Annotated in this window: 19 protein-coding genes and 1 pseudogene; 12 read left to right on the plus strand and 8 right to left on the minus strand. The window is 55.0% G+C overall.

What is annotated here, in order from left to right:
• Positions 1–4: 4 nt before the first annotated feature.
• Positions 5–1714 carry a ShlB/FhaC/HecB family hemolysin secretion/activation protein gene (locus CJO09_RS14260; RefSeq protein WP_158582761.1) on the minus strand — a complete coding sequence of 570 codons (1710 nt, stop codon included), beginning with the start codon at positions 1712–1714 and terminating at the stop codon, positions 5–7.
• A 43-nt stretch (positions 1715–1757) separates the two neighbouring features.
• Positions 1758–3029: a serine hydrolase domain-containing protein gene (locus CJO09_RS14265; RefSeq protein WP_119442958.1), complete on the minus strand. Its 1272-nt coding sequence runs from the start codon at positions 3027–3029 to the stop codon at positions 1758–1760.
• Positions 3030–3206: 177 nt separating this feature from the next.
• Between CJO09_RS14265 and CJO09_RS14270 the strand changes: the two genes are divergently transcribed.
• The 3 genes from CJO09_RS14270 to CJO09_RS14280 all read left to right on the plus strand — a co-directional run bounded on the left by CJO09_RS14270 (position 3207) and on the right by CJO09_RS14280 (position 6116).
• Positions 3207–3638, plus strand: a complete 432-nt coding sequence (locus CJO09_RS14270; protein ID WP_114421445.1) for a MaoC family dehydratase — start codon at positions 3207–3209, stop codon at positions 3636–3638.
• A gap of 155 nt (positions 3639–3793) precedes the next feature.
• The gene (locus CJO09_RS14275; RefSeq protein WP_119442959.1) at positions 3794–4582 is read left to right on the plus strand and encodes an SDR family oxidoreductase; all 789 of its coding nucleotides are present in this window, start codon (positions 3794–3796) and stop codon (positions 4580–4582) included.
• Positions 4583–4595: 13 nt separating this feature from the next.
• Complete coding sequence (locus CJO09_RS14280; RefSeq protein ID WP_119442960.1) at positions 4596–6116, plus strand: flavin-containing monooxygenase; 1521 nt, start codon at positions 4596–4598, stop codon at positions 6114–6116.
• Here the strand turns inward: CJO09_RS14280 and CJO09_RS14285 are convergent.
• From CJO09_RS14285 to CJO09_RS14295, 3 genes are all read right to left on the minus strand, one after another.
• On the minus strand, positions 6082–7083 hold the full coding sequence (locus CJO09_RS14285; protein WP_119442961.1) for an AraC family transcriptional regulator: 1002 nt from the start codon (positions 7081–7083) through the stop codon (positions 6082–6084). The genes CJO09_RS14280 and CJO09_RS14285 overlap by 35 nt on opposite strands.
• An 81-nt stretch (positions 7084–7164) precedes the next feature.
• Positions 7165–9582, minus strand: a complete 2418-nt coding sequence (locus CJO09_RS14290; protein WP_119442962.1) for a YbcC family protein — start codon at positions 9580–9582, stop codon at positions 7165–7167.
• Entirely contained in the window at positions 9579–11144 is a 1566-nt protein-coding gene (locus CJO09_RS14295) for an NADH-quinone oxidoreductase subunit L (protein ID WP_218961068.1), read from the minus strand. The genes CJO09_RS14290 and CJO09_RS14295 overlap by 4 nt, the downstream gene beginning before the upstream one ends.
• A 108-nt stretch (positions 11145–11252) precedes the next feature.
• Here CJO09_RS14295 and CJO09_RS14300 point away from each other — a divergent pair, with 108 nt between their 5' ends.
• The 5 genes from CJO09_RS14300 (at position 11253) to CJO09_RS14320 (ending at position 15022) form a co-directional block, all read left to right on the plus strand.
• Entirely contained in the window at positions 11253–12179 is a 927-nt protein-coding gene (locus tag CJO09_RS14300; protein ID WP_119442963.1) for a LysR family transcriptional regulator, read from the plus strand.
• A 76-nt stretch (positions 12180–12255) separates the two neighbouring features.
• Positions 12256–12696, plus strand: coding sequence for a carboxymuconolactone decarboxylase family protein (locus CJO09_RS14305; RefSeq protein WP_119442964.1), 441 nt, complete (start codon positions 12256–12258; stop codon positions 12694–12696).
• Between the two features lie 18 nt (positions 12697–12714).
• A complete protein-coding gene (locus CJO09_RS14310) occupies positions 12715–13590 on the plus strand; it encodes a sigma-70 family RNA polymerase sigma factor (protein ID WP_119442965.1) in 876 nt (291 codons plus the stop codon).
• A gap of 241 nt (positions 13591–13831) precedes the next feature.
• On the plus strand, positions 13832–13990 hold the full coding sequence (locus CJO09_RS14315) for a DUF1328 family protein (RefSeq protein ID WP_114421460.1): 159 nt from the start codon (positions 13832–13834) through the stop codon (positions 13988–13990).
• A 189-nt stretch (positions 13991–14179) separates the two neighbouring features.
• A complete protein-coding gene (locus CJO09_RS14320; protein WP_119442966.1) occupies positions 14180–15022 on the plus strand; it encodes a bifunctional transcriptional activator/DNA repair enzyme AdaA in 843 nt (280 codons plus the stop codon).
• A 25-nt stretch (positions 15023–15047) separates the two neighbouring features.
• Here CJO09_RS14320 and CJO09_RS14325 read toward each other — a convergent pair whose 3' ends face one another.
• Positions 15048–15656 (minus strand): TetR/AcrR family transcriptional regulator, encoded by a 609-nt coding sequence (locus CJO09_RS14325; protein WP_119442967.1) that lies wholly within the window; start codon positions 15654–15656, stop codon positions 15048–15050.
• A gap of 59 nt (positions 15657–15715) precedes the next feature.
• On the opposite strand from CJO09_RS14325, the gene CJO09_RS14330 reads away from it, so the two are divergent.
• Complete coding sequence (locus CJO09_RS14330) at positions 15716–16933, plus strand: glycosyltransferase (protein ID WP_119442968.1); 1218 nt, start codon at positions 15716–15718, stop codon at positions 16931–16933.
• Between the two features lie 79 nt (positions 16934–17012).
• Positions 17013–17417 carry an alternative ribosome rescue aminoacyl-tRNA hydrolase ArfB gene (gene arfB, locus CJO09_RS14335; RefSeq protein WP_119442969.1) on the plus strand — a complete coding sequence of 135 codons (405 nt, stop codon included), beginning with the start codon at positions 17013–17015 and terminating at the stop codon, positions 17415–17417.
• A gap of 28 nt (positions 17418–17445) precedes the next feature.
• On the opposite strand, the gene CJO09_RS14340 is transcribed toward arfB, so the two are convergent.
• Positions 17446–18270: a DUF3750 domain-containing protein gene (locus tag CJO09_RS14340; RefSeq protein WP_218961069.1), complete on the minus strand. Its 825-nt coding sequence runs from the start codon at positions 18268–18270 to the stop codon at positions 17446–17448.
• 181 nt (positions 18271–18451) lie between these two features.
• On the opposite strand from CJO09_RS14340, the gene CJO09_RS14345 reads away from it, so the two are divergent.
• Complete coding sequence (locus tag CJO09_RS14345; protein WP_119442970.1) at positions 18452–20101, plus strand: thiamine pyrophosphate-binding protein; 1650 nt, start codon at positions 18452–18454, stop codon at positions 20099–20101.
• 38 nt (positions 20102–20139) lie between these two features.
• The gene (locus CJO09_RS14350) at positions 20140–20913 is read left to right on the plus strand and encodes a spermine/spermidine synthase domain-containing protein (protein WP_245961351.1); all 774 of its coding nucleotides are present in this window, start codon (positions 20140–20142) and stop codon (positions 20911–20913) included.
• 37 nt (positions 20914–20950) lie between these two features.
• On the opposite strand, the pseudogene rlmF reads toward CJO09_RS14350, so the two are convergent.
• Positions 20951–21892, minus strand: a pseudogene (gene rlmF / locus CJO09_RS14355) (23S rRNA (adenine(1618)-N(6))-methyltransferase RlmF); the annotation flags it as partial.
• Between the last annotated feature and the right edge of the window lie 91 nt (positions 21893–21983).

Consider the following 21983-nt stretch of genomic DNA (forward strand, 5'->3'; position numbering starts at 1 on the left):
TTAGCTAGAACGACGCGGCGACGCGGAACATAACTCGTGTACCGGTCTCACTGAAGTCATTGTCTTCCTTCCATGGTGTGGAAACGTATACCTGACCTTGAATGTTGTCGTTAACTCGGGCACGTACGCCGACGCCTACCGACCCAAGCGCCTGGGTGCGGTAATCGACGCCGACATCGTGGTTGCGTACGTAGCCGTAGTCTATGAAGGTGAATGCCGACGTATCATTGATGTGGGGAAGGTTGGCGTTGAATGTTTGATTAAGTTCCAGTGAAACGGCAACGCCGCTGTCGCCTTTGGCGGTGGCGCTGTCGAAACCGCGTCCATAGCGTGAACCGCCAAGATCAAGCTGCAAGGAAGGGGGCAAAGGGTCGGGAGAATATTGCAGCGTACCTTGCAGGGTCAGGGCGCCGCCTTCCCAAAGTGCATGTTGCAACAATGCATTTAATTGGGTGAAGCGATAATGGTCCGGCACGCCGGGGCGGGAACTGAGTGGGTCGTCGGAAGTGGTATAACCGAGGCCACGCAGGCCGATACCCCATGTACCCTCCACGTTGAAAAAGCCTCGTTCAAGTTCCTGGTCGTAGCTTAAGCCCGCTGTGGCCCAGCGGTAGCGGTCTCGACCGGCATGATTGCCTCCAATGCGCAGGTCGCTGTTTTCGAAATTAATTTCCGCCGTCCCGAATAAACTATGTGAAATACGGCGGATAAAGGGGTAACGGACAAAGAGGGTACCCGATACCGTTTGTGCATTCACATTCAACGACTCGAGTGCTCCGCCGGGTTTCGACCCAACGTAGGCAACCGTGTAGCCTGTATGCAGGCCGTTTGAACCGATGGGATAGTCTTGCGTCAGTTGAAGAAGGTAAAGTTCGCTGGGTTGATTTGGAACCGTTACGCCCGCGATGGTGGTTGTTTCAAATAAGCCAAGCTGGTCGTTCAGGTCGATTGTGCCGGTGAGCTCTGCGCGGCCGATTTCCCGGCTGCCGAAGTTATCGAGGCCCACCTGGGCCGCCATCGGTGTACGTGTGATGCGCAGGTGCAGGCGCCCGCCTTTTCCTGGGGCGTCTGGGCGTGTTGCCACGCCGTCGATAGTCAACCCGCCCAGGTCGCTCATGAGCAGCAGTATGCGTTCCACCTCGGCCACGGGAACGGGCGCAAAATCCAGCAGGCGATCAATGTAGGGGGCGAGCCGCGTATCAATGTTCGGGATATCGCTTTCAATCGTGATTTCGTCGAACCCCGTTTCGTAGAGTTTGATCACGATATGGCCGGAATCAAAATCCTGGCTGGGGACGATGACATCGGAGAAATAGCCTTCTTTCCGGTAAATGGCTTCGATTTCACGCGCGATTCGGTACAGTTCGGCCAGACTTATTGTGGTGTTCAGCTTATCTTCCCATGCCGCAGCCAGTTGCGCTTGCGGAACTGTTTGCGCACCGTCTACGACCAGGGAGCGTAGTGTGAAAGTAATGCCTTCTGCTTCCTCTTCCGGTATTTGCTTGCGTTCGTCGATAACGCTGATATCGATTTGACCTTGTTTGGGAATGGGCTTAACCCGGCGCAGCAGTTCAGCCTGGTTGGCCAGGGTGCGGTTGAGTGCACCATCGGTTTGCGCGCGTACCGGGCTTGTTGGAGCGGTTGCCAAAAGAAGGCTCAGGCTAAGTAATCCGGCAATGCTGTACTTTCTTATTGGCAAAGGAGCTCCAGGCATTTTGCGTTGTTTCTTCATCACATCAATTTGAACGACCTAGTGTTTATTCAGACCCATGGCGCGATGGGGCAAGGCCGTTGTCAGGCACAATTTCCACCGCAATCAGCCGGGTAAGCGAGTCGGCAAGGTTTTGCAGGTCTTCAGTCCAATCAGTAAAGGCTTCTTCCTGAGCCGTGGTGGCGACCGCAATGGTGATGCGCTCACCGGTAGGCGAGCGGTCGGCAGGTAAGGTGGCGACCATGGAAGAGTAGCCGCCGAAAAGCGGGGATTGAAATACCCAGTCGCGCGACATGAAAACCCCCAATCCGTAGTAAAAATTGCGGCTCATGGTGTGACAGGAGCGGCAGCCTTCCAGTGGGGCACCAAAACCGACTAAGGTGGGAGCAATCATTTGTCGGCGCATCGGCTCGCTTAAGAAGCCGGTTTTCCCAACCAGGGTATCGAAGCTGCGCGCCATGTCATCGATTGTGGTCACTTGCACCGCGCCTTCAGGAAGTGTCCATGAGGGATTCCAGAATGTGGCGTCTTCATAAATGCCACGTTCCGCACTGTAGGCATGGATGACCGGGTCGGGAATATAGGGTGTGTCGATGGAAAGCGTTTGCTTGAGATTCAACGGCTCAAGGATGTTTTCCTGAATAAGCTGTTTCAATGGTTTTTTGGTTGCCGCCTCCATTACCTCGGCCAGAATAACGTAGCCGGCGTGCGAGTAGTCCCAATTTTTACCTGGCTCGAACACGCGAGTGGTGTCGATACTGATATTGATTCTTTCTGCGTTCGTCCAGTTACGGAACGGATCGTCGTAGAAGGCTTCTATAAACTCTGCATCGGCAACGTAATCGGGATAGCCCGATGTCATGTTCGACAACATTCGGGGCGTTACTTTGTCGGCATAAGGTAAATGCGGCAGCCATTTGATAATAGGCGTGTCGAGGTTGATAAGACCTTGCTCGGCCAACTGCAGCAAGGTGGCCGCCATATAGGCAATGGCTACTGCACCGTTACGGAAATGGCCGTCTGTCGTTGCCGGTACATTCGGCATGGCCTGCCCTTGGGCATGCGAAAAAACCGGTTCGCCGTTAATACGCACCTGAACCAGCAAAGAAGCCAGTTTTTGCTCGTCGAAAAACTGTTCTGAAACCGTTTTCAAGTGGTCGGGCTCAACCGTCGTGCTATTTTTTTTTGCTGCGCTCATGCCCGGCCAAAGCAGCAAGCATAACGCAAGGCCAAGGGTGAAGATAAGTTCAGTGAAAGAGAGGGGCTTATATGACAAACCGGTTGGCGTCGCGCCGCCGGCTGAGATATGGGTATGCATTTTCACGAGCGTTCCTTGGCTTTTTGCGCAATTTTCCAAGGGATGAGGGTATGTGTCAACGCGTGCATACCCTTCATTGGTGCCGCTTGTAGGGGTTAAAACCTGATTGTGGGCGATGCGTGTCCATCGTATGCTTGATTTCACGCAAGCAGGCGTAATTCAACTAAAGGGCACAAAATGAATGAACTGAACGGTTATGATTTTGAAGATCTTTCAATCGGCGATACAGCCACTTTCGCAAAAACCATTACTGAAGCCGATATCGTATTGTTTGCCGGTGCGTCGGGCGACAACAACGCGGTGCATCTGAATGAAGAGTTTGCCCAAACTACGCCGTTCAAGGGGCGTATTGCGCATGGGATGCTTACCGCCAGTGTGATTTCAGCTGCCATTGCCGGGCGTATGCCCGGGCCCGGCACAATTTACCTGAATCAAAATTTGCAGTTCAAGGCGCCTGTGCGGCCCGGAGAAACCGTGCATGCCACCGTCACGGTGAAAGAACTATTTCCCGAGAAGCGCCGGGTATTGCTTAGCACGGTGTGCACGGTGAAGGGAAAGGTGGTGATCGACGGTGATGCGTTAGTCATGCCCACGGCGCGCATTTTATAAGCCGGCTGCATTTAGCCGGTTGTGTATCAAACACAAGCGATTGCACTTTCGGGATAACGGTCTGCGCCTGAGGGATAGTGCGCGGTGCGGCCCTGTTCCCATAATGCTTCTGTCAAATATCTATAAAGCAACTCAAAATTGACAGGAGACAAATCATGCAGGACATGCAAGAGAAGGTGGCCATTGTCACCGGCGGTGCAACGCTTATTGGGGCTGCTGTAGCGCAGGCTTTTCACGACCGTGGCGCTGCGGTGGTTATTGCCGATATCGACGAAGAAGGGGGCGCCCGGGTCGCAGACAAGCTGGGTGCGCGCGCCTTGTTCGTTAATACAGATCTTTCCGACGACACTCAAATTGCGTCGTGTGTAAACGAAGCCGTCGCCCAGTTCGGCGGTGTTGATTTTCTGGTGAACCTAGCGTGCAGTTATGTTGACGACGGCATTGAGGCGAGCCGCGATGATTGGCATCAAAGCTATGACGTGAACGTGGTGGGTTCGGTCATGATGATGAAGGCCTGCCGCCCGCATATGATCCAGCGCGGTGGCGGGGCCATTGTGAATTTCAGCAGTATTAGCGCCAAGGTCGCGCAAACCGGGCGTTGGCTTTACCCCGTAACCAAAGCTGCCATTGCGCAGTTAACACGCAATATGGCCATGGATCTGGCTCAAGACCGGATTCGCGTGAATTCGGTTTCCCCGGGTTGGACATGGTCGCGCATTATGGACGAACTCACGGGCGGTGATCGCGCGAAAACCGATCGCGTTGCTGCGCCGTTCCACTTGTTGGGCCGGGTGGGGGATCCAGCCGAGATTGCGCAGGGGGTGGTGTTTCTGTGTTCGTCCAACGCTTCTTTCATCACCGGAACCGACCTGGCCGTTGATGGAGGCTACAGCGCAATGGGGCCGGAGCAGGCGGTTCCCGCCATTCCCCGTCTTTGTGAATAACCGGAGTTAAGCCATGAAAATAGCGATCATTGGTGCCGGTTTTGCCGGCTTGTCAGCAGCAAAAGTTCTTACCCAGTTTGGACACGACGTGACCGTGTTCGAGAAAGCGCCCGATGTGGGAGGGGTGTGGAGTGCCACGCGCCGGTATCCCGGGTTACGCACGCAAAACAATAAAGATACGTATTTCTTGTCAGACTTCCCGATGCCCGCCGAGTATCCTGAATGGCCTACGGGTGAACAGGTGCAACGCTATTTGGCGGCTTTTGCCAAACATTTCGATCTGGAGCGTCGCATCCACTTGAATACTGAAGTGTTGCTGGCCGAGCCTGAAGGTGAGAAAGGGTGGCACATTAAAGCGCGTAGTACCCGTTCGGGGCTGGAATCGGATTATCAGTTTGAACATCTGGTTGTGGCCAATGGTATTTTTTCCGAGCCCTTTATTCCTCCGTATCCCGGGGTGGACGAGTTTAAGGCAGCCGGCGGGCGGTTGTGTGCAACTTCGGAATTCAATCATATTGAAGAGGCGCGCGGCAAAGATGTCTTGGTGGTGGGCTACGGTAAATCATCGTGTGATGTGGCTGCCGCTATCGGTGAGGTAGCGGCGTCAACCAAAGTGATTGCGCGCGAACTGCTCTGGAAAATGCCGCGCAAAATCATGAATGTATTGAACTACAAGTACTTGATGCTGACGCGTATGGGCGAAGCTTTGTTTCCTTACATTGAAGTCAAAGGATTTGAGCGCTTTTTGCATGGCCCGGGCCGAGGCGTGCGCGACAGCATGATCGGCTCGTTGCAGAAAGTGGCCACCAAGCAGTTGAAGCTCGACAAACTGGGTTTAGTGCCTGAGGGTACGTTCGACCGCATTGCCCGGAGCACGGTCAGCTTGTCGACCGATGAGCTTTATGAACAGGTGATTGCCGGTACAACCGAAGTTGCCCGTGAATGTGAAATTACTTCTTTAGGCGCTCGCGACGGCAAACCGGTTGCTACGCTAAGCGATGGGCGTACGGTCCCGGCCGACTTGGTGGTCTGCGGTACCGGCTTCAAGCAGGTTGTGCCTTTTTTGCCGCAGTCGGTTCAAGATGAAATCACCGATGAGCGGGGGAATTTCGAGTTGTATCGCCAGATTCTGCCATTAACGGTAAAACGCCTGCATTTCTGCGGCTATAACTCGTCGTTCTATAGCCCATTAAGCACCGAGGTGGCGGCGTTGTGGATCGCCGCCCATTTAATGGGCGGGCTTAACCTGCCGCCGTTGGAAGAGCGTCGCGAACATGTACGCCGTCGTCTTAAGTGGATGGAGGAACGAACCGAAGGCAAGCATGCACGTGGGACCAACATTATTCCGTTCTCCATGCATAACGTGGATGAAATGCTGGATGAAATTGGCATTAACGTGGGTCCCTTCACCCGTTTCAAACAGTGGCTGTTACCGGTGAACGCGCGCAACTACCGAATGGTGACGCATAAACTGCTGGAGCGCCAAAAAAAAGCGCAGGCTAACCCCGCAAGGTTTGTGAAGGCAGCTCATTGAATTGCTTTCGATAGGCTTGCGTAAAGTGACCCAAGTGGCCGAACCCCCACTCAAGCGCCACTTGGGTGACGCTAACGGGTTGCCCGGCGTGGCGTGCCTGAAGCAATGTTTCACGTACTTTTTGCAGTCTAACCTTGCGGACGAACCCCATGGGGCTGATGCCGCGGTATGCTTGGAACCCTTTATAAAGGCTCCGCGTGCTGATATGTGCATGCTGCGCTAAATCTTGCATGGTAATGGGTTCGCGACAGTGGGCCAGTATGTACTCCTCGGCCCGGCGAATATAAGGCAGGTCCGGCGTGGGGGCCGGACTCAACAACGCCTCGGCATAATTGTGCGGGTGTCGTTCCAGCAGGGTAGTGGCCAGCAATTGTTCCAGTTGGCTGGTTACGAGGTTTTGGCGGCCGGCACCGTGAATAAACTGACTGGTGGTGAGAAACGCAACCAGCTCTTGCCATGCCAGGCCGCCGCCGTGGGTCAGGTTCATACCCAGTTGAAACTCAATGGGTTTGGAAATCGGGTGCCCCAGCGCGGCGGCACAGGCCGCTTCCAGCACGGCTCGTTCAATTTTTACAATAAGCTGGTCGCACACACCTTGCCATTGCATGTGAACCGGCAAGGAAGGCGTCAACACCGAAGCCATACTGGGTGTGGAAAGGATTTTCTCGTTGCCGCAGCGGATATTGGCCTGGCCCGCCATGGGCATTTGAACCAGCAGGAAATTGTCGAGCGATTCCGGTTCAATGGTGACGTTGGCACCATAACGCAGGCGGTTGATAGAGGCGCCGCCCAGCGCGATGTGGTCCATTTCCGCGTCCAGCTTTTGACGTTTGCCGCGCACGCTGAGTTCGTGCGGCTTGAAAATACGCCCGACAGTATCTCGTGTTTCATCGAGGTCGCAGGAATGAAACAGGCGATGTGCGGCCAGACGGCCGACCAGTTCGGGTTCTTTTTGAAACGGTTCCATGCGAGCCTCCGTAGAACAGGGCGCGCCGATACAACTGGTGCGGTAAGGTTGAATAATTCAGTTGGTTAAGACTTAACCAGTTTATTCTACATTACGCCAATGATCTAAAAACAGTTGCCTGATTTGCCCGCTCTCGGGTTGCCAGCCGAACAGCGTAAGCCATTGATTATCTATCAGGTTTTTAATCGTTTCATGACGCTGGTAAATGGCAAAAATGGCCGATTCCGGCGCGGCGATATACACCTGAAGCCTTAATGGTTCATGTCGCCGGCTTTGCCCGTCGTGTAGTGATTGCATGGGTAATCCAATACGCAAATCCCCCCCGTTTCCCTCGAAGACACCGATGTGCCCCCCCACAACGTTGTGCAGCATTTTATTGCCGCTACCGTAATGAAGGTTATCGACTACCGACGCGTAATACTGCATGTTGATCCATTGTGTCACCACCATGGGGGCGGTCATGATTTGTTCCAGCACCGCACTGTTTGGATCTTCACGCCAATCGTAATCATGCAGAAAACTTCTTCCTTGCAAATCAAGATGACGCGTGGCCGACCGCGGCGCAACGATGAAAGCGGCATTGTTGGCCAGCCCCCATTCGGGCCTGAGTTCAGACCAATCACGGGCGCGTCGCTCCAGGGCGCGGTGGAGTTGGGCGTCATCCATGGTTTTCAATCCCAATGCAGGTGCGCGGCGCCGTCGGGCCAGCTTACAAGCTTCTGTCAGCCAGGTCGTGAGTGTATCGGGCAACAGGTTTTCGGGGTAATCAATGTCGTCGGTGACGGTGTTGTGCAAAGCGGGCACAAACTGCGTTTTTTCCGGAATGGCAATACCCAGTCCCGCCAAGTGTTCCCGCAGCATCGGTGTATTGAGCAGATCGGCCAGTATTTGGGCATTGGTCAGCCCAGATTGGCCACCGCATGCGCCGCAGTTCAGGCTCGCTGCATGGGCATTGTTACGGGTCGTACTACCGTGACCCACCAGTAAAACAGTGGGGGCGAAATGACTCGTCAAGCCGATGGCGCGAAGTATTCGACTGAGCATTTCAGCCGTATCCTCAGCGCTCAGTGGCGTGCCGGCGCGCTCCAGCAACCAACCGGTGCGGGGCGGTTGCAGGTGTCCTGCGTGGTCGATGCGTGGGGGGAAGAAAGTATCGCGGGCCAGTTTTAATGCATAGCCCAAACCCAGGCTTTCAACCAGGCTGAACGTGGAGGCCGGGCCATCGCTCATGGTGCTTAATCGTGCCTGCCGGTTTCTTTTTTTGGCTAAGTTTGCGCCATTGAGCGCCGCGTTTCTGACTTGGATTTGAGGTGCCAATAGGCCGGGGAGGTTGGGCTCATAACAGTCGGACCCCAGCTCGTTCACCGCAATGGGCAAGCCGAAGAAGCCGGCGAATCCTTTTGTTTGAATTGCGTCACTTTGCGCTTCCAGCGCCGCGCGCATGGGTTCCGACCGAACATCAATGCAGAATATCGCTTGTAACTGCACGGGTGTCTGCCTGGGTGCAGGAGGAGTCTTGCGCAGCTGTGTGCACAATGACTCTCCATAAGCCAGCTCGTTGGCCAGTTGCCAGCACCAGCGCAGGCGCTGTTGTTCCGCATGCGCAGCGATTAATGTGGGCAGCGTTGGCCATTGTTCGCTCCAATAGTCGCGAAGCTTTGGCTGCAGTTCCCGATGGTTAAGGGCGCAATGGCGCCATAACACCCACTCCCAAGCCAGCCTCACGGCCAAAAGTTGGGGCATTAAGGAAAAGTGGACGTTGCCTTGTAATTGTTGTTGCCACTCCTGGTAGGCAACCCAACTGGCCCAGCCATTAATGTCGAGCAATAACGCATGCAGATATTCCGGAACGTGCCGGGAACCGGCGGCAAGGTCATGCAGTGCAAAGTCGATGAGGGTGTTGTAATCGCGTGGCAGGGTTTTGAAGATGTCGAGCAAACCCTGTTCACCCATCAGAATTTCCAGGCCGCTGTCATGCTGAATGGTTTCCAGCCACGTGTGATAAAGATCAAACGTCGATGTTTGATTCTGTACATTACGCTCGGCTGTTTGAAAAACCATGGCGCAGGTTTGGCTCATCTGGTGCACGGTTTCATCTTGCCAACTCATGCGGTGCGCGACTCCTTGCAGGCGGTCCATCCAGCTCGTCACGTTCATCCACCGCCGGGGTGATGTTTTTTGCCGCAGATGATCGAGCAGGTCCGATTCGTTAACGTCAAGGCTCAGTAACCGGGCGGCTTGCTGCAAATGGCGGCTTTGAATTTCTTTTTGCCGGCGTTCCTCAAAATAGTCGGTGGGCATGAGCATGCGCGCGCCCGACAGCGCGCCCAATAACGCGGCGGTGTCGGGCATTGTGCGGTTGCGCAGTGTCCACCAGGGGTTTACCGCAATCAGGCGATCCAATGGCCAGTTAGGGGCGATCCGACCACAGGCGTCAGCGACCGCCTGTTGATAAGTGCCGGCTTTCAGCGATTCAGGGGCATCCACAATGGTATTCATGATGAGGAACTCTTAAAGGGGGCGGCATGGTCAGTTGCGACGGGATAACGTTGCGTGGGGAAGCGCAGTGGCCAGATGGCGAGCGTTGTGTAGGTGGCCCATTCATCCAGATAGAACCCGGCGTACAGGCGTCGGGCGAGGCGACGCGACACGACATTGCCGGGCACGTGGCGCAACATGATATGACCGATAAACAACATCACGACCAGCAAACTGACCCAGATGTCGGCAACCGGCCGCGCAGCGGCTGGCACGTCGCCAAGCAGGTAACCGGCTCCACTCTTCAGTACCGTATAAAACGCGACAATACCGATAGCCAGAGGAATGAAGAAAGCCATATCGCGACGCACGCGCGCACTGCCTTGCTCGGCCAGAACAGCCGTAAGGGCGGCAGCCATAAACAGCCAGGGGCTGATAAGGGCTAACTTGTTGCTTAGCACGGCCGCCACCCCGGTGATGGCAATGGCCACGATGGCCGACAGCATCCACGTTGTGCGGGTGGGGGGGGCCGGTGGCGCCAGCCAGACACACCGCCAAACCTGGGTAGTCGTGTTTGCGCTGAGGAAGGAATAGGCTTTGTAGCAAGAGTGTGCAACCAAATGCAGCAGCGCCAGCTCGAACAGGCCAAGTGCGCATTCAATGAGCATGAGCGCCATTTGCGCGCAGGTTGACCAGGCCAGTTTCACTTTCACGCTGACACGCATTGCCATACTTAGCGCCGCAATGACTGCAGTGGCGCCCGCAACCAGCAGAATCAACCATTGCGCCGGCCCTGATTGCAGCCACACCGGGCCAAACAGCATGAGCAGATACCCACCCAGGTTCACAATGCCGGCATGAAGCAACGCCGAAATCGGTGTGGGCGCTTCAACCACTTGCATAAGCCAGCCGTGTGTGGGCAACTGCGCGCATTTAATCAGTGCTGCAAAGGCAATGAGTACCGCGGCAATGTGCAGCTCCAGACCCATGTCTGCCACAGGATAGCGCGCAACAATCTCACTGACCGACCAGGTGCCGTGCTCGATGCGAAGAATAATGAACGCGGCCAGCAAGGCCAGCTCGGCAACGCGCGCAAACAGAAATTTCTTATGTGCCGCCAAGGCTGCACGGGGCCGATTGGGGTAGAAGGTTAATAAACCGTGCAGGCATAAACTGATGGCGGTCCAACCCAGCAAGACAACCAAAAGGTGATCGCTGATGAGCACCGTGGCCACACTGGTTAACGTAAGCAACAGGGTGACATCGTAGTGTTGCCGCCTGGGTTCGCCGTCGAGATAGCGTTCACTGAAGTGGTGCAGAATCACGCCAATAAAACCCACCAGCGCCAACATGACGGCGCCCACCTTCGACGGCGACAGCCAGGCAAAAGTGATGTCGCCCGCACCGGGTAAAAGTCGCAAGACCAGAACGGCAAACCCTGCCGCACCGGCCAAATACACAATACGGCCGCTTAAACGCCGCGCAGCCGATGTAGGCTGAATACTCACAATCAATGCCGCCAACAAGTACGCCAGCGGTAGCGCCATCATTAATATCGACCCCGCCCAGTTAAATGCAGACATGAAACTTTCCCTTTATTTTCAATGTGCGGGAAGTATGACAATGGGTACTCATAAAGTAAAATAGATAAATATTAAATAATCGTTCACTTATAAAGAACATATAAAGACATGAGCCGACTCAACTACCATCATCTTTATTATTTTTGGCGCGTGGCCACTGACGGCAATCTGACGCGTGTGGCGAAGGCCCTGCATGTATCGCAGTCGGCTTTGTCGGCGCAGATTCGACAGCTTGAAGAAAGCATGGAGGTCACGTTGTTTGATCGCCGAGGGCGTGGTTTGACCTTAACCGAGGCGGGGCAGCGGGTTCTGGCCTATGCGCAAGACATATTTGCAAAAGGTGAAGAGCTTGAGGCGTTGTTGCGCCGGGGTGTGGAGCCCAGCGTTCAAACCTTGCGCATCGGGGTTTTGTCGACCATGTCACGTAACTTCGTTAAAGCGTTGGTCGCCCCTTTGCTGCAGAATACGTCCGTGCGAATGAACCTGTATTCAGCCGATTTGGTCAGCTTGCTAGACGGCATGACAAAGCATCGGTTGGATCTCGTTTTGTCGAATGTGAACGTCGTTTCAGACAATCATTTGGATGCCGCGCAGCAACAGCTTTGGCAAAGCCAATTGTTGGCGCGCCAGCCGGTATCCATTGTGGGGCCCGCGCGCGATAAGCCAAGTCAGGCGTTTCCGGAAGGCTATCGCGAGAAAGCGTGGATATTACCGGGGCGTTCAAGCGACATTCGCACTGCCTTTGATGGGTTCTGCGCGATGTGGAATCTTGATCCCGTGGTGCGCGCCGAGGCCGACGACATGGCCATGCTGCGTTTGTTGACGCGCGACAGCGGCGCATTGTCAGTGCTGCCGCCGGTGGTGGTGCGCGACGAAATTGAACAAGGCACGCTGGTGGAATACTTGCCGTTACCCAACGTGTTCGAAAGCTTTTACGCCATTACGGTTAAACGCCAGTTTATGCCCGAGGCGCTGGCCTCGCTGCTGGCTCGCCCCGCGCTGGATGCGTTAGTGCCGGTAGCGGGACACGAATGATTTTTTAAGGGGCACATGTCACATTCCTGGTCTTTCACTCGTCTATAAGGGGAGTCATTTAAATAGAGAGGATGAAATGGAACCAAGACTGGACTATTTTTCTGCGGCCCCTGAGGTCGTGCGCGCCATGATGGCCATGCAGCGTTCTGTAGATAACTTAAGTTTGGAGCGCGGTTTGGTGGAGCTGGTGAAAATACGGGCGTCGCAACTGAATGGATGCGCGTATTGCATTCATATGCACACCACCGATGCCAGAAAACACGGCGAATCGGAAATGCGCTTATATTTATTAAGTGCCTGGCGCGAGTCGCCTTTGTATTCCAAGCGCGAGCGCGCCGCATTAGAGTGGACGGAAACACTCACACTCATTGCCCAAACGCAGGTGCCCGACGACGCCTACGCATTGTTGAATGAACTTTTTTCCGCCCAAGAGCAAGTTGAACTTACTTTGGCTATTACAACAATTAACGCCTGGAATCGCTTTGCAGTGGGGTTCCGCGCTGTTCATCCGGTTTAACCGGTTCGGGTTTTGTTAATGCAAACGCACGACACAAGCGCCGCAGAGTCATTTCACCCCTACCGAAGCCGCCTGATTCGGCTGGCTTACCGGATGGTGGGTACGATGGCCGATGCGGAGGATATTGTGCAAGATGCGTATTTACGCTGGCATCGAACCGATCGCGCCGGCGTTCAGGAACCCGTTGCGTTTCTGAGTCGAATCGTTACACGATTGTGCTTCGACTTCCTGAAGTCGGCTCGCGTGCAGCGGGAACAATATATTGGCCCGTGGCTGCCCGAACCGGTTCTCGACTGGCACGAGGAAGGCGAAGACGGGGTGACCTTTGCGTTAATGCTGGCAATGGAACGGTTATCGCCCCTGGAGCGGGCGGCGTTTTTGCTGCATGACGTTTTTGGTTTTTCATTTAATGAAGTTGCGCATGCAATTGGCCGGGACGCTGCTGCATGTCGGCAGCTTGCCGCCCGGGCGCGCACCCACGTTCGTAATTCACGCCCGCGTTTTCCCGTGTCGGCAGAGCAGAGCAAATCTATTGTGGACGCGTTTTTTACCGCGACGCGCGGTGGCGACTTAAAGGCGCTGGTGTCTTTATTGTCTGAAAATGTGGTGACCTACACCGACGGAGGGGGTAAAGTACCCTCGGCGTACCGCCCTGTTATCGGGTGCGATAAGGTAAGTCGCTTTTTCGTTGGCTTGCATCGCAAGCCAGGCTTTCATTCCCAGTTGCTGGTGGCCCATTGCCGTATCGATGGATTATCCAGTTTTGTGTCGCTGGAACAAGGGCTGGTGCAAACAACGTCGCTCTTGATCGAGGACGGTGCTATTTCAGCGATTTATATTGTTCGCAATCCCGACAAACTACCGGCCGGCATAATAAACCTGTCTTCAGTATGACGCCGCCCGCCGCCGCTGGTTATTAAGGCTATGGTTGAATTTCGACGACCGGAACCGTTTTACCGATACGTACGGTTTTTATGGCATAGCCATTGATGAAACCAACGCCACGCAAACCTAGGTGATGCGATTAAATATGTCGAATAACTAGAATTATCAAAAATTTGTAACTTTAGTGAGCAAGCCACCAAATAATTGCTAGTATGAATTGCGGGTCAATTAAACAAGAAGGGGAATCAAAATGCTTGGTTACGCAATTGGCTTTTTCATTATTGCAATTATTGCCGCGGTATTGGGCTTTGGCGGCATTGCCGCCGGGGCTGCGAACATTGCAAAAATAATCTTTGTGGTCTTTATTATTCTGGCAATTGTGTCTTTCTTCTTTGGTCGCGGCGGATAACGTCGGTTGTATCGGGCCGGCGTTGAAAAACAGCCGGCTGCTGATCTTCCAGGCGCACAAATGCGCAGGTATAGGGAATCCTTGATGGGTTCCCTTTTTTATTTCTGATGAACTCAGCAAGATTCGGGTCGGCATTGGGCGATTACGCTTTTAATATAGTTTCTGTGGAAGCACTAAAGAGGCTTGAGCATGTTGGATTACGACCGCATCGCCAGCGCGATGGACTATTTAATTGATAGGGCGGCTGACCAACCCAGTTTGGAAGAGGTTGCCGCGCATGTGCATCTTAGTCCTTACCATTTCCAGCGGCTCTTTTGTCGTTGGGCTGGTACGACACCCAAGCGTTTTCTGCAGCTTCTGACATTGGAGCGGGGTAAAGCGTTGCTGGCGAACTCCCGTTCTTTGCTTGATGTTTCCCATGAGCTGGGTTTAAGCGGAAGTTCAAGGTTGCACGATCATTTTGTGCAACTTGAAGCGGTAACGCCGGGTGAGTTCAAGAACAAGGGAAAGCAGGTACAGATACAGTACGGCATCCACGCGACACCGCTGGGGCACATGTTTGTCGCTGTCACGCCGCGCGGGGTGTGCCGGACAGGGTTTGTGAATTTCAACAGTAAGGCAGAACTGCTGGGTGACCTGCATCATTCCTGGCCGTTAAGCGTAATCAAGGAGAATGCCGCGTCGACGCAATACGTCATTGACGCCATTTTTGGTCGTAATAAGCTGGAAAAGCCAGGCCCGCTTTCGCTGCATGTGGCCGGTACCAATTTTCAAGTTGCCGTCTGGCGTGCCTTGCTGAAAATACCGCCGGGCGCGATCACCAGTTACACGCAGGTTGCCCGGTGGGTGGGGTCGCCCAAGGCGGCACGTGCAGTGGGTAATGCCATTGGCGCCAACCCCATTGCGTTACTGATTCCCTGCCATCGGGTCATCCAACAAAGCGGCGTGCTGGGCGGTTATCGCTGGGGCCCGGCCAGAAAGCGCCTAGTGCAAACGTGGGAAAGAGTGCGCGATCAAACTATTGAGATATAGTATTTCCATGTTATTAGCCTGCTTCTTAATTTTTAATAACGTTGTTAGACGCACCTTCCAGGAAGAACGACACCATTGCATTGAATTCGTTTTGCAAATCAAGTTCGGGGATGGACAGCCAGCGCAAGAGTACTCCCAGGTAAAGATAATGAAAGTAAATAGCAAGCTGCGCGGGAGCGCGGTTGGCACGCAGTTCTCCCCGGTTCTGGGCTGTGGCGATCAATGTCGTCCAGAACGGAAGTAGGCCACGATCTTCTTTAGAATTTGTATCCGGTTCGAAAGTAATGAACTTGTAGCGGACATAGGGCAAAAGGTAATCGGTATGCCGCTCGCACCAGTGGGCAGAGGCCTGAAGCACAGACGTAACGGTGCTGCGAAAACTACCCCCTTCGTAGAACAGCAGATCGAGTTCTGCCAAATCACCGGCCAGCGTCTTTTCCAGCACCTCTTCCAATAGCGCTTCCTTAGCGGGATAGTATTTATACAAAGTACGCTTTGACACAGATGCCTCGTTGGCGACCTGTTCCATTGTTACCTGGGTGTAGCCGTTCGATTGAAAAAGAGTACTCGCAACGCGACGTATGTGTGCGGGTAGATCTGCTCGATTGTGTGGGCGTGGGAAAGAAGAGTTCATAAGTCAGTATTCAGTATTATGCTAAAGTATACGACGTTTACTTTTAGATGGATAGCTCAATGAGGCTTGTTGTTTTAACCTACGGCACCGAAGGCGACACACGCCCGTTGATAGCCCTAAGTTATGCCCTGCGCCAAGCGGGACATGAGGTGCATTTGCTTGGAGATGCCCGTACCCTTGGGCTAGCGTCCACGTGCGCAATTCCTGCCTCGCCTCTGTCCGGTGACGTTCGAACACTCTTTTCAGAATGGGCGCAAAAAGGGCCACGAAGCACTTCACAAGCCCTTGTGAAACTCACGAATGAAAATAGCGCAGCATGGATGAAACAAACCTTAGACGTTGCCCAAGGTTGCGATGCAATCGTGACGTCGGGGTTAGCCGGTTTTGTGGGGCTTTCCGTTGCGGAGCGTCTTGATGTTCCTGCCATTGGAGCAGGGATGATTCCGCTGACGCCATCACGGGAGTTTGCCTCGCCGTTCCTGCCGCCCTCATGGGTTCCACGCGGGCTTAATAAGGCAAGCCTTGCACTGACGAATCAGTTGTTCTGGTTCGCTTTCAAGAAAGCATTGAACCAAGCCAGGGACAACGTGCTGGCGTTGCCGTCAAGGAAAACGTTGTGGACAGACCACTCCATGCTTTACGGCATCTCGCCAACGCTGCTGCCACGCCCGAAGGACTGGCCCGCTAACGCCTATGTGTGCGGTCAGTGGATACTGCGGTCGGGTGCCGACTATACCCCGTCCGATGACCTCGCCCGTTTTCTTGCCCGAGGCGATGCACCCATTTACATGGGGTTTGGCAGTATGACAGGCATCGATATGCCGAAAATTGTGAAGCAAATGGTTGCGGCGCTAGACGGACGGCGCGCGATATTCGCGCGGGGATGGAATGGTTTGGGCGAAGTCACGTTGCCCGATAACATTCTTTGTATCGATGAAACGCCGCACGACTGGCTTTTCCCTCAAGTGGCCGCCGTGATTCATCATGGAGGGTCGGGTACAACGCATTCAGCCTCGCGGGCCGGCAAGCCTTCAATTGTCATGCCTTTTGTGGGTGACCAACATTTCTGGGCATCCCGGCTGCAGCGCCTGGGTGTTGCGTCGGCACCAATTTCGCCGGTGCGCGCGGAGGTGAAATCCCTTTCCGATGCGCTTTGTTTTGTAGAAAGCAAAGCAGTTGTTGAGCGAGCGGTACAGTTAGGCCAAACCATGTCGTGTGAGGATGGGCTGGCTAATGGCGTGGTGACGCTTGAGAAGCTGCTTGTTTCCGGACGGTAAATCAAGGTACCACCCGGTGCCTGGTGCTTTGTGACGCCAACTGCGTTACTTTTATGCGAAACACTATTTTCAACATGCTATGACGATCACCCGGTTCCCTGTTTCAAAAGACGAAATGACTTTCAGCGCCATCCGCGCGCAGGGCACGGGCGGCCAGAACGTGAACAAGGTTTCAAGTGCCATTCATCTGCGTTATTCAATTCCGCACTCATCGCTGCCCGATGAGATCAAAGAGCGCCTGCTTGCCTTGCGCGATCAGCGTATTACCGACGACGGCGTGGTGGTGATTAAGGCGCAAAGCAGCCGTAGTCAGGAAAAGAACAAACTGGAAGCCATTGAGCGGTTGCAAGCTTTGGTGGACAGCGTGTCGATGCCACGCAGGGTGCGTAAAGCGACAAGACCCACGCTGGGTTCGAAGCGCCGCAGGCTTGAGGGCAAAGCGGTAAGAGGGCAAGTGAAGCGATTGCGGGGGCGGGTGTTGTAGAGGGCAGCGCGCTGCTTTGATTTTGGGTTTACGGATGCGCGTTGGCCGCGTCTTTCGTATAGGTTGTATCGCTCATTCCAAGCCGGCCAATGAAAGGTAGACGCAGCGCCGGGCGGTTCAGGTCGATACCGAAATGCAGACCCAGCAAGTTCAATTCAAGGCCTTCTTCCCAACCCAGGGTTACGCCCAGCAGCCCCAAAAGCGATGCCTGAATTCCTGTGCCCGAGGTTGAAAGGCCAATAGGCTGGTACAGGGGGCGGTAATCTTTGCCGATGGCGTTGGCAGGCAGATCGAGTTGCAGCGCCGGCACCTGGCGACCAATATGTGCCAGAAAGGTGTTGCTGTTGGGCCCCGGATAACTTTTGTACGTGTCGGCGTAAGGGTAGTCGGCAATCGCCGTTTCAATTTCGTCGATCATCTGGGCAACATGCGGGCCGCGGTGGTCTACCAGAAGCTGCGGGGCCGAGCCGTACCAGTACCCATCCGGCGGGCCATAGTTGCGCTGAACCACATTGGGTTTACGCCATCCGACGACGTCGTAGCGAGTGTAAGCGTTATCTTCGGCACGCTTGAAAATGAGCCAGGTGTGAACGGCAAAATTGCCTCGCCAGCCCCAGGTTGAGGCGGCATAGACCTGAACAATGTTGACATTTTTCAGCGCTGCTGGATCGGGGGCCATGCCGGCCGAGTGCCGCGCTGCGGTGCGCCAGCTTCGTGCCGGACTCTCGGACTGGGCCACTGCCTCGGTTGCGGTGGCAGCCAGAAATACGCAGCCGGCAAAGGCAATTAGAGTTTTCCTAACGGCATGTAAAGTCATGGTTTGCCATGTGTCATGGGTTAATGAGGCAAGCATATCATCCATTATGCGTTCACAAGGCGTTGCACACTTCGCTCATTGGCACCCAACTAAAAACACGTTCTTTGCAAGGTTAATGACACTCGTCTTTCCCAAGGGGTTTAGACTTTGAACTGAGAGGTGCCAATAGAAAGGCGCCAAGAAAATTCTTTCGACGTTGAATAACCGAGGAGAAATTGTGAAAGTTTATGAAGCGATTGCCCGCGGATTGTCGGATATGGGTTGCACGGAGTTGTTTGGCGTACTCGGCGACGGGTGTGTGTACATCATCGACAGTTTTCGCCGTGACTGCAACGGGCACTATGTCGCGGCCGTTCATGAAGGGAGTGCGGTATTGATGGCTCAAGGTTGGGCCCGTGTGGCAGGGAAGGTGGGCGTGGCGGCTGTCACCCACGGCCCTGGCTTAACAAACACCATCACGCCCCTGGTTGAAGGCGTCAAGGCGGGTACGCCCATGGTGCTGCTTGCCGGTGATACCCCGGCGATCGACCGCGAACACGCCCAGAATGTAAATCAACGAGGGCTGGTTGAAGCCACCGGCGCAGGCTTCGAGATGCTGCGCAGCCCGGAAACCGTGGCCGAAGACTTGGCGCGTGTGTTTTACCGCGCCCATGTCGAGCGTCGACCCATCGTGCTCAACATACCGGTAGAGTTTCAGTGGGTGGAAGTTGAATATCAGAAACCGTACCTGCGACTACCCGAGACGCGCAGCGTTATTGAAAGCAGTACTGACATGGATGACGCCATCGGCATCATCGCCTCGTCGCGCCTGCCGGTTGTTATCGCCGGGCGTGGGGTAGATAGCCCAGAGGCTGAGGCTGCGGTATTGCGTTTTGCGCGTCGCATTGAGGCGCCCGTGGCAACCTCATTGCGTGGGAAAGGACTTTTCAATGATGATCCGTTCAACCTGGGCATTTCCGGAACCGTTGCCCATGAGGTGGCACTGGATGTTATTGGGCGCAGCGACTGCCTGATTGTGTTCGGCGCCAGCCTGAATAAATACACTTCGGGAGAGCGGGGCTTGACCCGTGGCAAACGTATTGTCCAGATCAATCCGCTGCCAAGCGAACTCGGGCGCTGCACGCCCGTAACCGTTGGTCTGCTCGGTGATCCCGGCTTAACGGCCGATGCCATGGTCAACTGGCTGGACGAGGCCGAGATTCCGGGCTCTGGCGCACGTAACGACGACCTGCTCCAGCAACTCAAGACTTATCACGAGAAGGCGCGAACGAAACTCGTGCATTCGACGCCGGCCGGAACCGTTGACCTTTACGAGGTGGCCTTCGCGGTGGAAGAGGCGCTGCCCAAGGATCGTGTGTTCGTCACCGGCTCCGGGCGTTTCATGTTCGCGTTCTGGAACGTGATTTCGGTGCCGAATCCGCGCTCTTATGTCGACGGCAACGGCTTTTCGTCCATTGGTATTGGCGAGGCCACGGCCATGGGGGCCGCCAGAGCAGCCGGAGATCGGCCAACCCTGCTTGTTACAGGGGATGGCGGCTTCATGCTGAGCGGCCTGAGCGAACTGGCCACTGCCGTGGCCGAGCAACTGGACCTGGTCGTGATCGTGGCCAACGATGGCAGCTACGGCGCAGAGCATATTGCCATGACCATGCACAACATGGATCCAGACATCTCGCTGTTGCCGTCGCGTGACTTTGCGCGCATCGCCGAGGCTTTCGGTTGCAAGGGGTTAACCGTGACCAGCAGCGACGAATTGCAGGCGGCAATGAACGCCGTGGCCACGCGCGACCGCAAGCGCCCATTGGTGATCGACATGAAGATCGACCCCGCATCCGTTTATGGTGGGGCCGCCATTGCGCGCCCTTAGGGGAACGGCACAGGCGTAAAACCCTGTATTGGGGGATAATGCGGTTCGCTGTATTCCCCCATGGCCGTGACCTCATGCTGAATATTCTGGAAAACGACGGTGTACGCACCCTGCACTTTGGCTCTTCTGTAGTACAGGGTGCCATGCGGATTAACCAGCCCAACGAGATTGAGCTTGAATACGTTCAGCAAATGATGATGTGGCTGCTGTTTCGCGATAATGCGGCGCATATCGTTCAACTTGGCCTGGGCGCAGCCGCGCTAACCAAATTTTGTTATCAACGCTTATCGCCAGCCAAAGTGACCGCCATTGAGCTGGATCCCGACGTGATCACGGCCTGCCGCAACCATTTTGCCTTACCGCCCGACGACGGGCGCTTAAACGTGCTGGCGCTGGATGCCATGGATTACGTGTCGGACTTTTCCCGTCGTCGTTCAATCGATGTTCTACAGGTGGATTTGTACGATGCCCAAGCCATAAGGCCTTTGCGTAGCACCGCCGCCTTCTACGCTCAATGCGCAAGCTGCCTGACTGCCACCGGCATTTTGACGATAAACTTATATTGCGACTGGCCGGAGCACCTGCACCACATTCAGTTGTTGCAAGATTCGTTCGAGGCTGTGGCGTGGCTGCCTGAAGTACACCAGGGCAACATCGTGGCCATTGCTTTTAAGCGGTCGCCTTCGGTAGACTTCGACGACCTTTACAAACGCGCTGAACAAATTCACGCCAAGCTGGGCCTGCCCGCGCACACCTGGGTTGACGGCCTGCACAAATGGATGAGCAACGACGAAGAGCCCGTTCAGGGATAAGCGCTGCACTCCAGCCGCGAGCAGCCGGTGAACGGTCTTACCGGCTCTTGCGCCCCGCATTCGCTTCGCGCCTTTTGTGCCATGCTTCTTGATCTGCACGGTTCAGAAAGGTCCAGGCCACGAAGCGGCTTTTTTTCTGGCCTTGTGCCATGTCGATTGTACGCACCTCGAGTGCACCGGCGTTTTTGATGCTGCGATAGACTTTCGGCAGGTTCGATTCCTTCGAGACCAGCGTGGAGAACCAAAGCACCTGTTTCTGGAAGATGGTGCTTTCTTCGGCCATGCGGCTGATGAACAGGGCCTCGCCGCCTTCGTACAATAGCTCGTTATCGCGACCGCCAAAATTCAGCAACGGGCGTTTGTGCCGGGCCCCGGCTTTGCCCAGGCCGCGCCATTTCCGTTCCGAATTGTCTGCCGCTTCTTCCGATGAACTGTAGAAAGGGGGATTGCACAGTGTCAGGTCAAAGTATTCATTCACGCCGACCAGGCCTTTGAAGATATGGGCCGGCGATTTCTGAAGGCGTACTTCGGCTGCGCCTCTGAGGGCGGGGTTCGCCTGGATAATCGCTTGTGCCGATTTGATGGCAACCGAATCAATATCCGAGCCCGTGAAGCGCCACCCATAGTCACAATGGCCGATGACCGGGTAGATTGCGCTGGCGCCCGTGCCGATGTCCAGCACATGCACCGCCGGGCCGTGGGGTATGACGCCTGCATTGCGTTCGGCCAGCAGGTCGGCCAGATGATGCACATAATCGCCCCGGCCCGGAATGGGCGGGCATAAATAGCCTTCCGGGATATCCCAGTGAGCCAAGCCGTACCAGGCTTTGAGCAGGGCGGCGTTCAGCGCCCGCACCGCGGCGCTGTTGGCAAAATCAATGCTTTGATCGCCATGCGGATTGACCCGCACGAACGCGGCGAGTTCCGGCATGCTTTTGATCAATGTGGTGAAATCGTAGCGGCCCTGATGGCGATTGCGGGGATGGAACGAGGTGAATCAAACCGGGAATCGCGGAGGCTGTTTGGTTAAAGTAAAACAGGTTCCGCAGCGGGAGCCGCGAACTGTCGAT

The sequence above is a fragment of the Neopusillimonas maritima genome (assembly GCF_003576595.1).
Taxonomy (GTDB): Bacteria; Pseudomonadota; Gammaproteobacteria; order Burkholderiales; family Burkholderiaceae_B; genus Neopusillimonas; species Neopusillimonas maritima.

Coding starts and splice junctions, on each gene's coding strand:
- CJO09_RS14320 (WP_119442966.1), top strand. CDS start 14,180: ATGTTGGATTACGACCGCATCGCCAGCGCGATGGACTATTTAATTGAT.
- CJO09_RS14290 (WP_119442962.1), bottom strand. CDS start 9,582: ATGAATACCATTGTGGATGCCCCTGAATCGCTGAAAGCCGGCACTTAT.
- CJO09_RS14285 (WP_119442961.1), bottom strand. CDS start 7,083: ATGGAACCGTTTCAAAAAGAACCCGAACTGGTCGGCCGTCTGGCCGCA.
- CJO09_RS14350 (WP_245961351.1), top strand. CDS start 20,140: ATGCGGTTCGCTGTATTCCCCCATGGCCGTGACCTCATGCTGAATATT.
- CJO09_RS14300 (WP_119442963.1), top strand. CDS start 11,253: ATGAGCCGACTCAACTACCATCATCTTTATTATTTTTGGCGCGTGGCC.
- CJO09_RS14330 (WP_119442968.1), top strand. CDS start 15,716: ATGAGGCTTGTTGTTTTAACCTACGGCACCGAAGGCGACACACGCCCG.
- CJO09_RS14265 (WP_119442958.1), bottom strand. CDS start 3,029: ATGCATACCCATATCTCAGCCGGCGGCGCGACGCCAACCGGTTTGTCA.
- CJO09_RS14340 (WP_218961069.1), bottom strand. CDS start 18,270: ATGCTTGCCTCATTAACCCATGACACATGGCAAACCATGACTTTACAT.
- CJO09_RS14295 (WP_218961068.1), bottom strand. CDS start 11,144: ATGTCTGCATTTAACTGGGCGGGGTCGATATTAATGATGGCGCTACCG.
- CJO09_RS14275 (WP_119442959.1), top strand. CDS start 3,794: ATGCAGGACATGCAAGAGAAGGTGGCCATTGTCACCGGCGGTGCAACG.
- CJO09_RS14325 (WP_119442967.1), bottom strand. CDS start 15,656: ATGAACTCTTCTTTCCCACGCCCACACAATCGAGCAGATCTACCCGCA.
- arfB (WP_119442969.1), top strand. CDS start 17,013: ATGACGATCACCCGGTTCCCTGTTTCAAAAGACGAAATGACTTTCAGC.
- CJO09_RS14270 (WP_114421445.1), top strand. CDS start 3,207: ATGAATGAACTGAACGGTTATGATTTTGAAGATCTTTCAATCGGCGAT.
- CJO09_RS14310 (WP_119442965.1), top strand. CDS start 12,715: ATGCAAACGCACGACACAAGCGCCGCAGAGTCATTTCACCCCTACCGA.
- CJO09_RS14305 (WP_119442964.1), top strand. CDS start 12,256: ATGGAACCAAGACTGGACTATTTTTCTGCGGCCCCTGAGGTCGTGCGC.
- CJO09_RS14260 (WP_158582761.1), bottom strand. CDS start 1,714: ATGCCTGGAGCTCCTTTGCCAATAAGAAAGTACAGCATTGCCGGATTA.
- CJO09_RS14280 (WP_119442960.1), top strand. CDS start 4,596: ATGAAAATAGCGATCATTGGTGCCGGTTTTGCCGGCTTGTCAGCAGCA.
- CJO09_RS14315 (WP_114421460.1), top strand. CDS start 13,832: ATGCTTGGTTACGCAATTGGCTTTTTCATTATTGCAATTATTGCCGCG.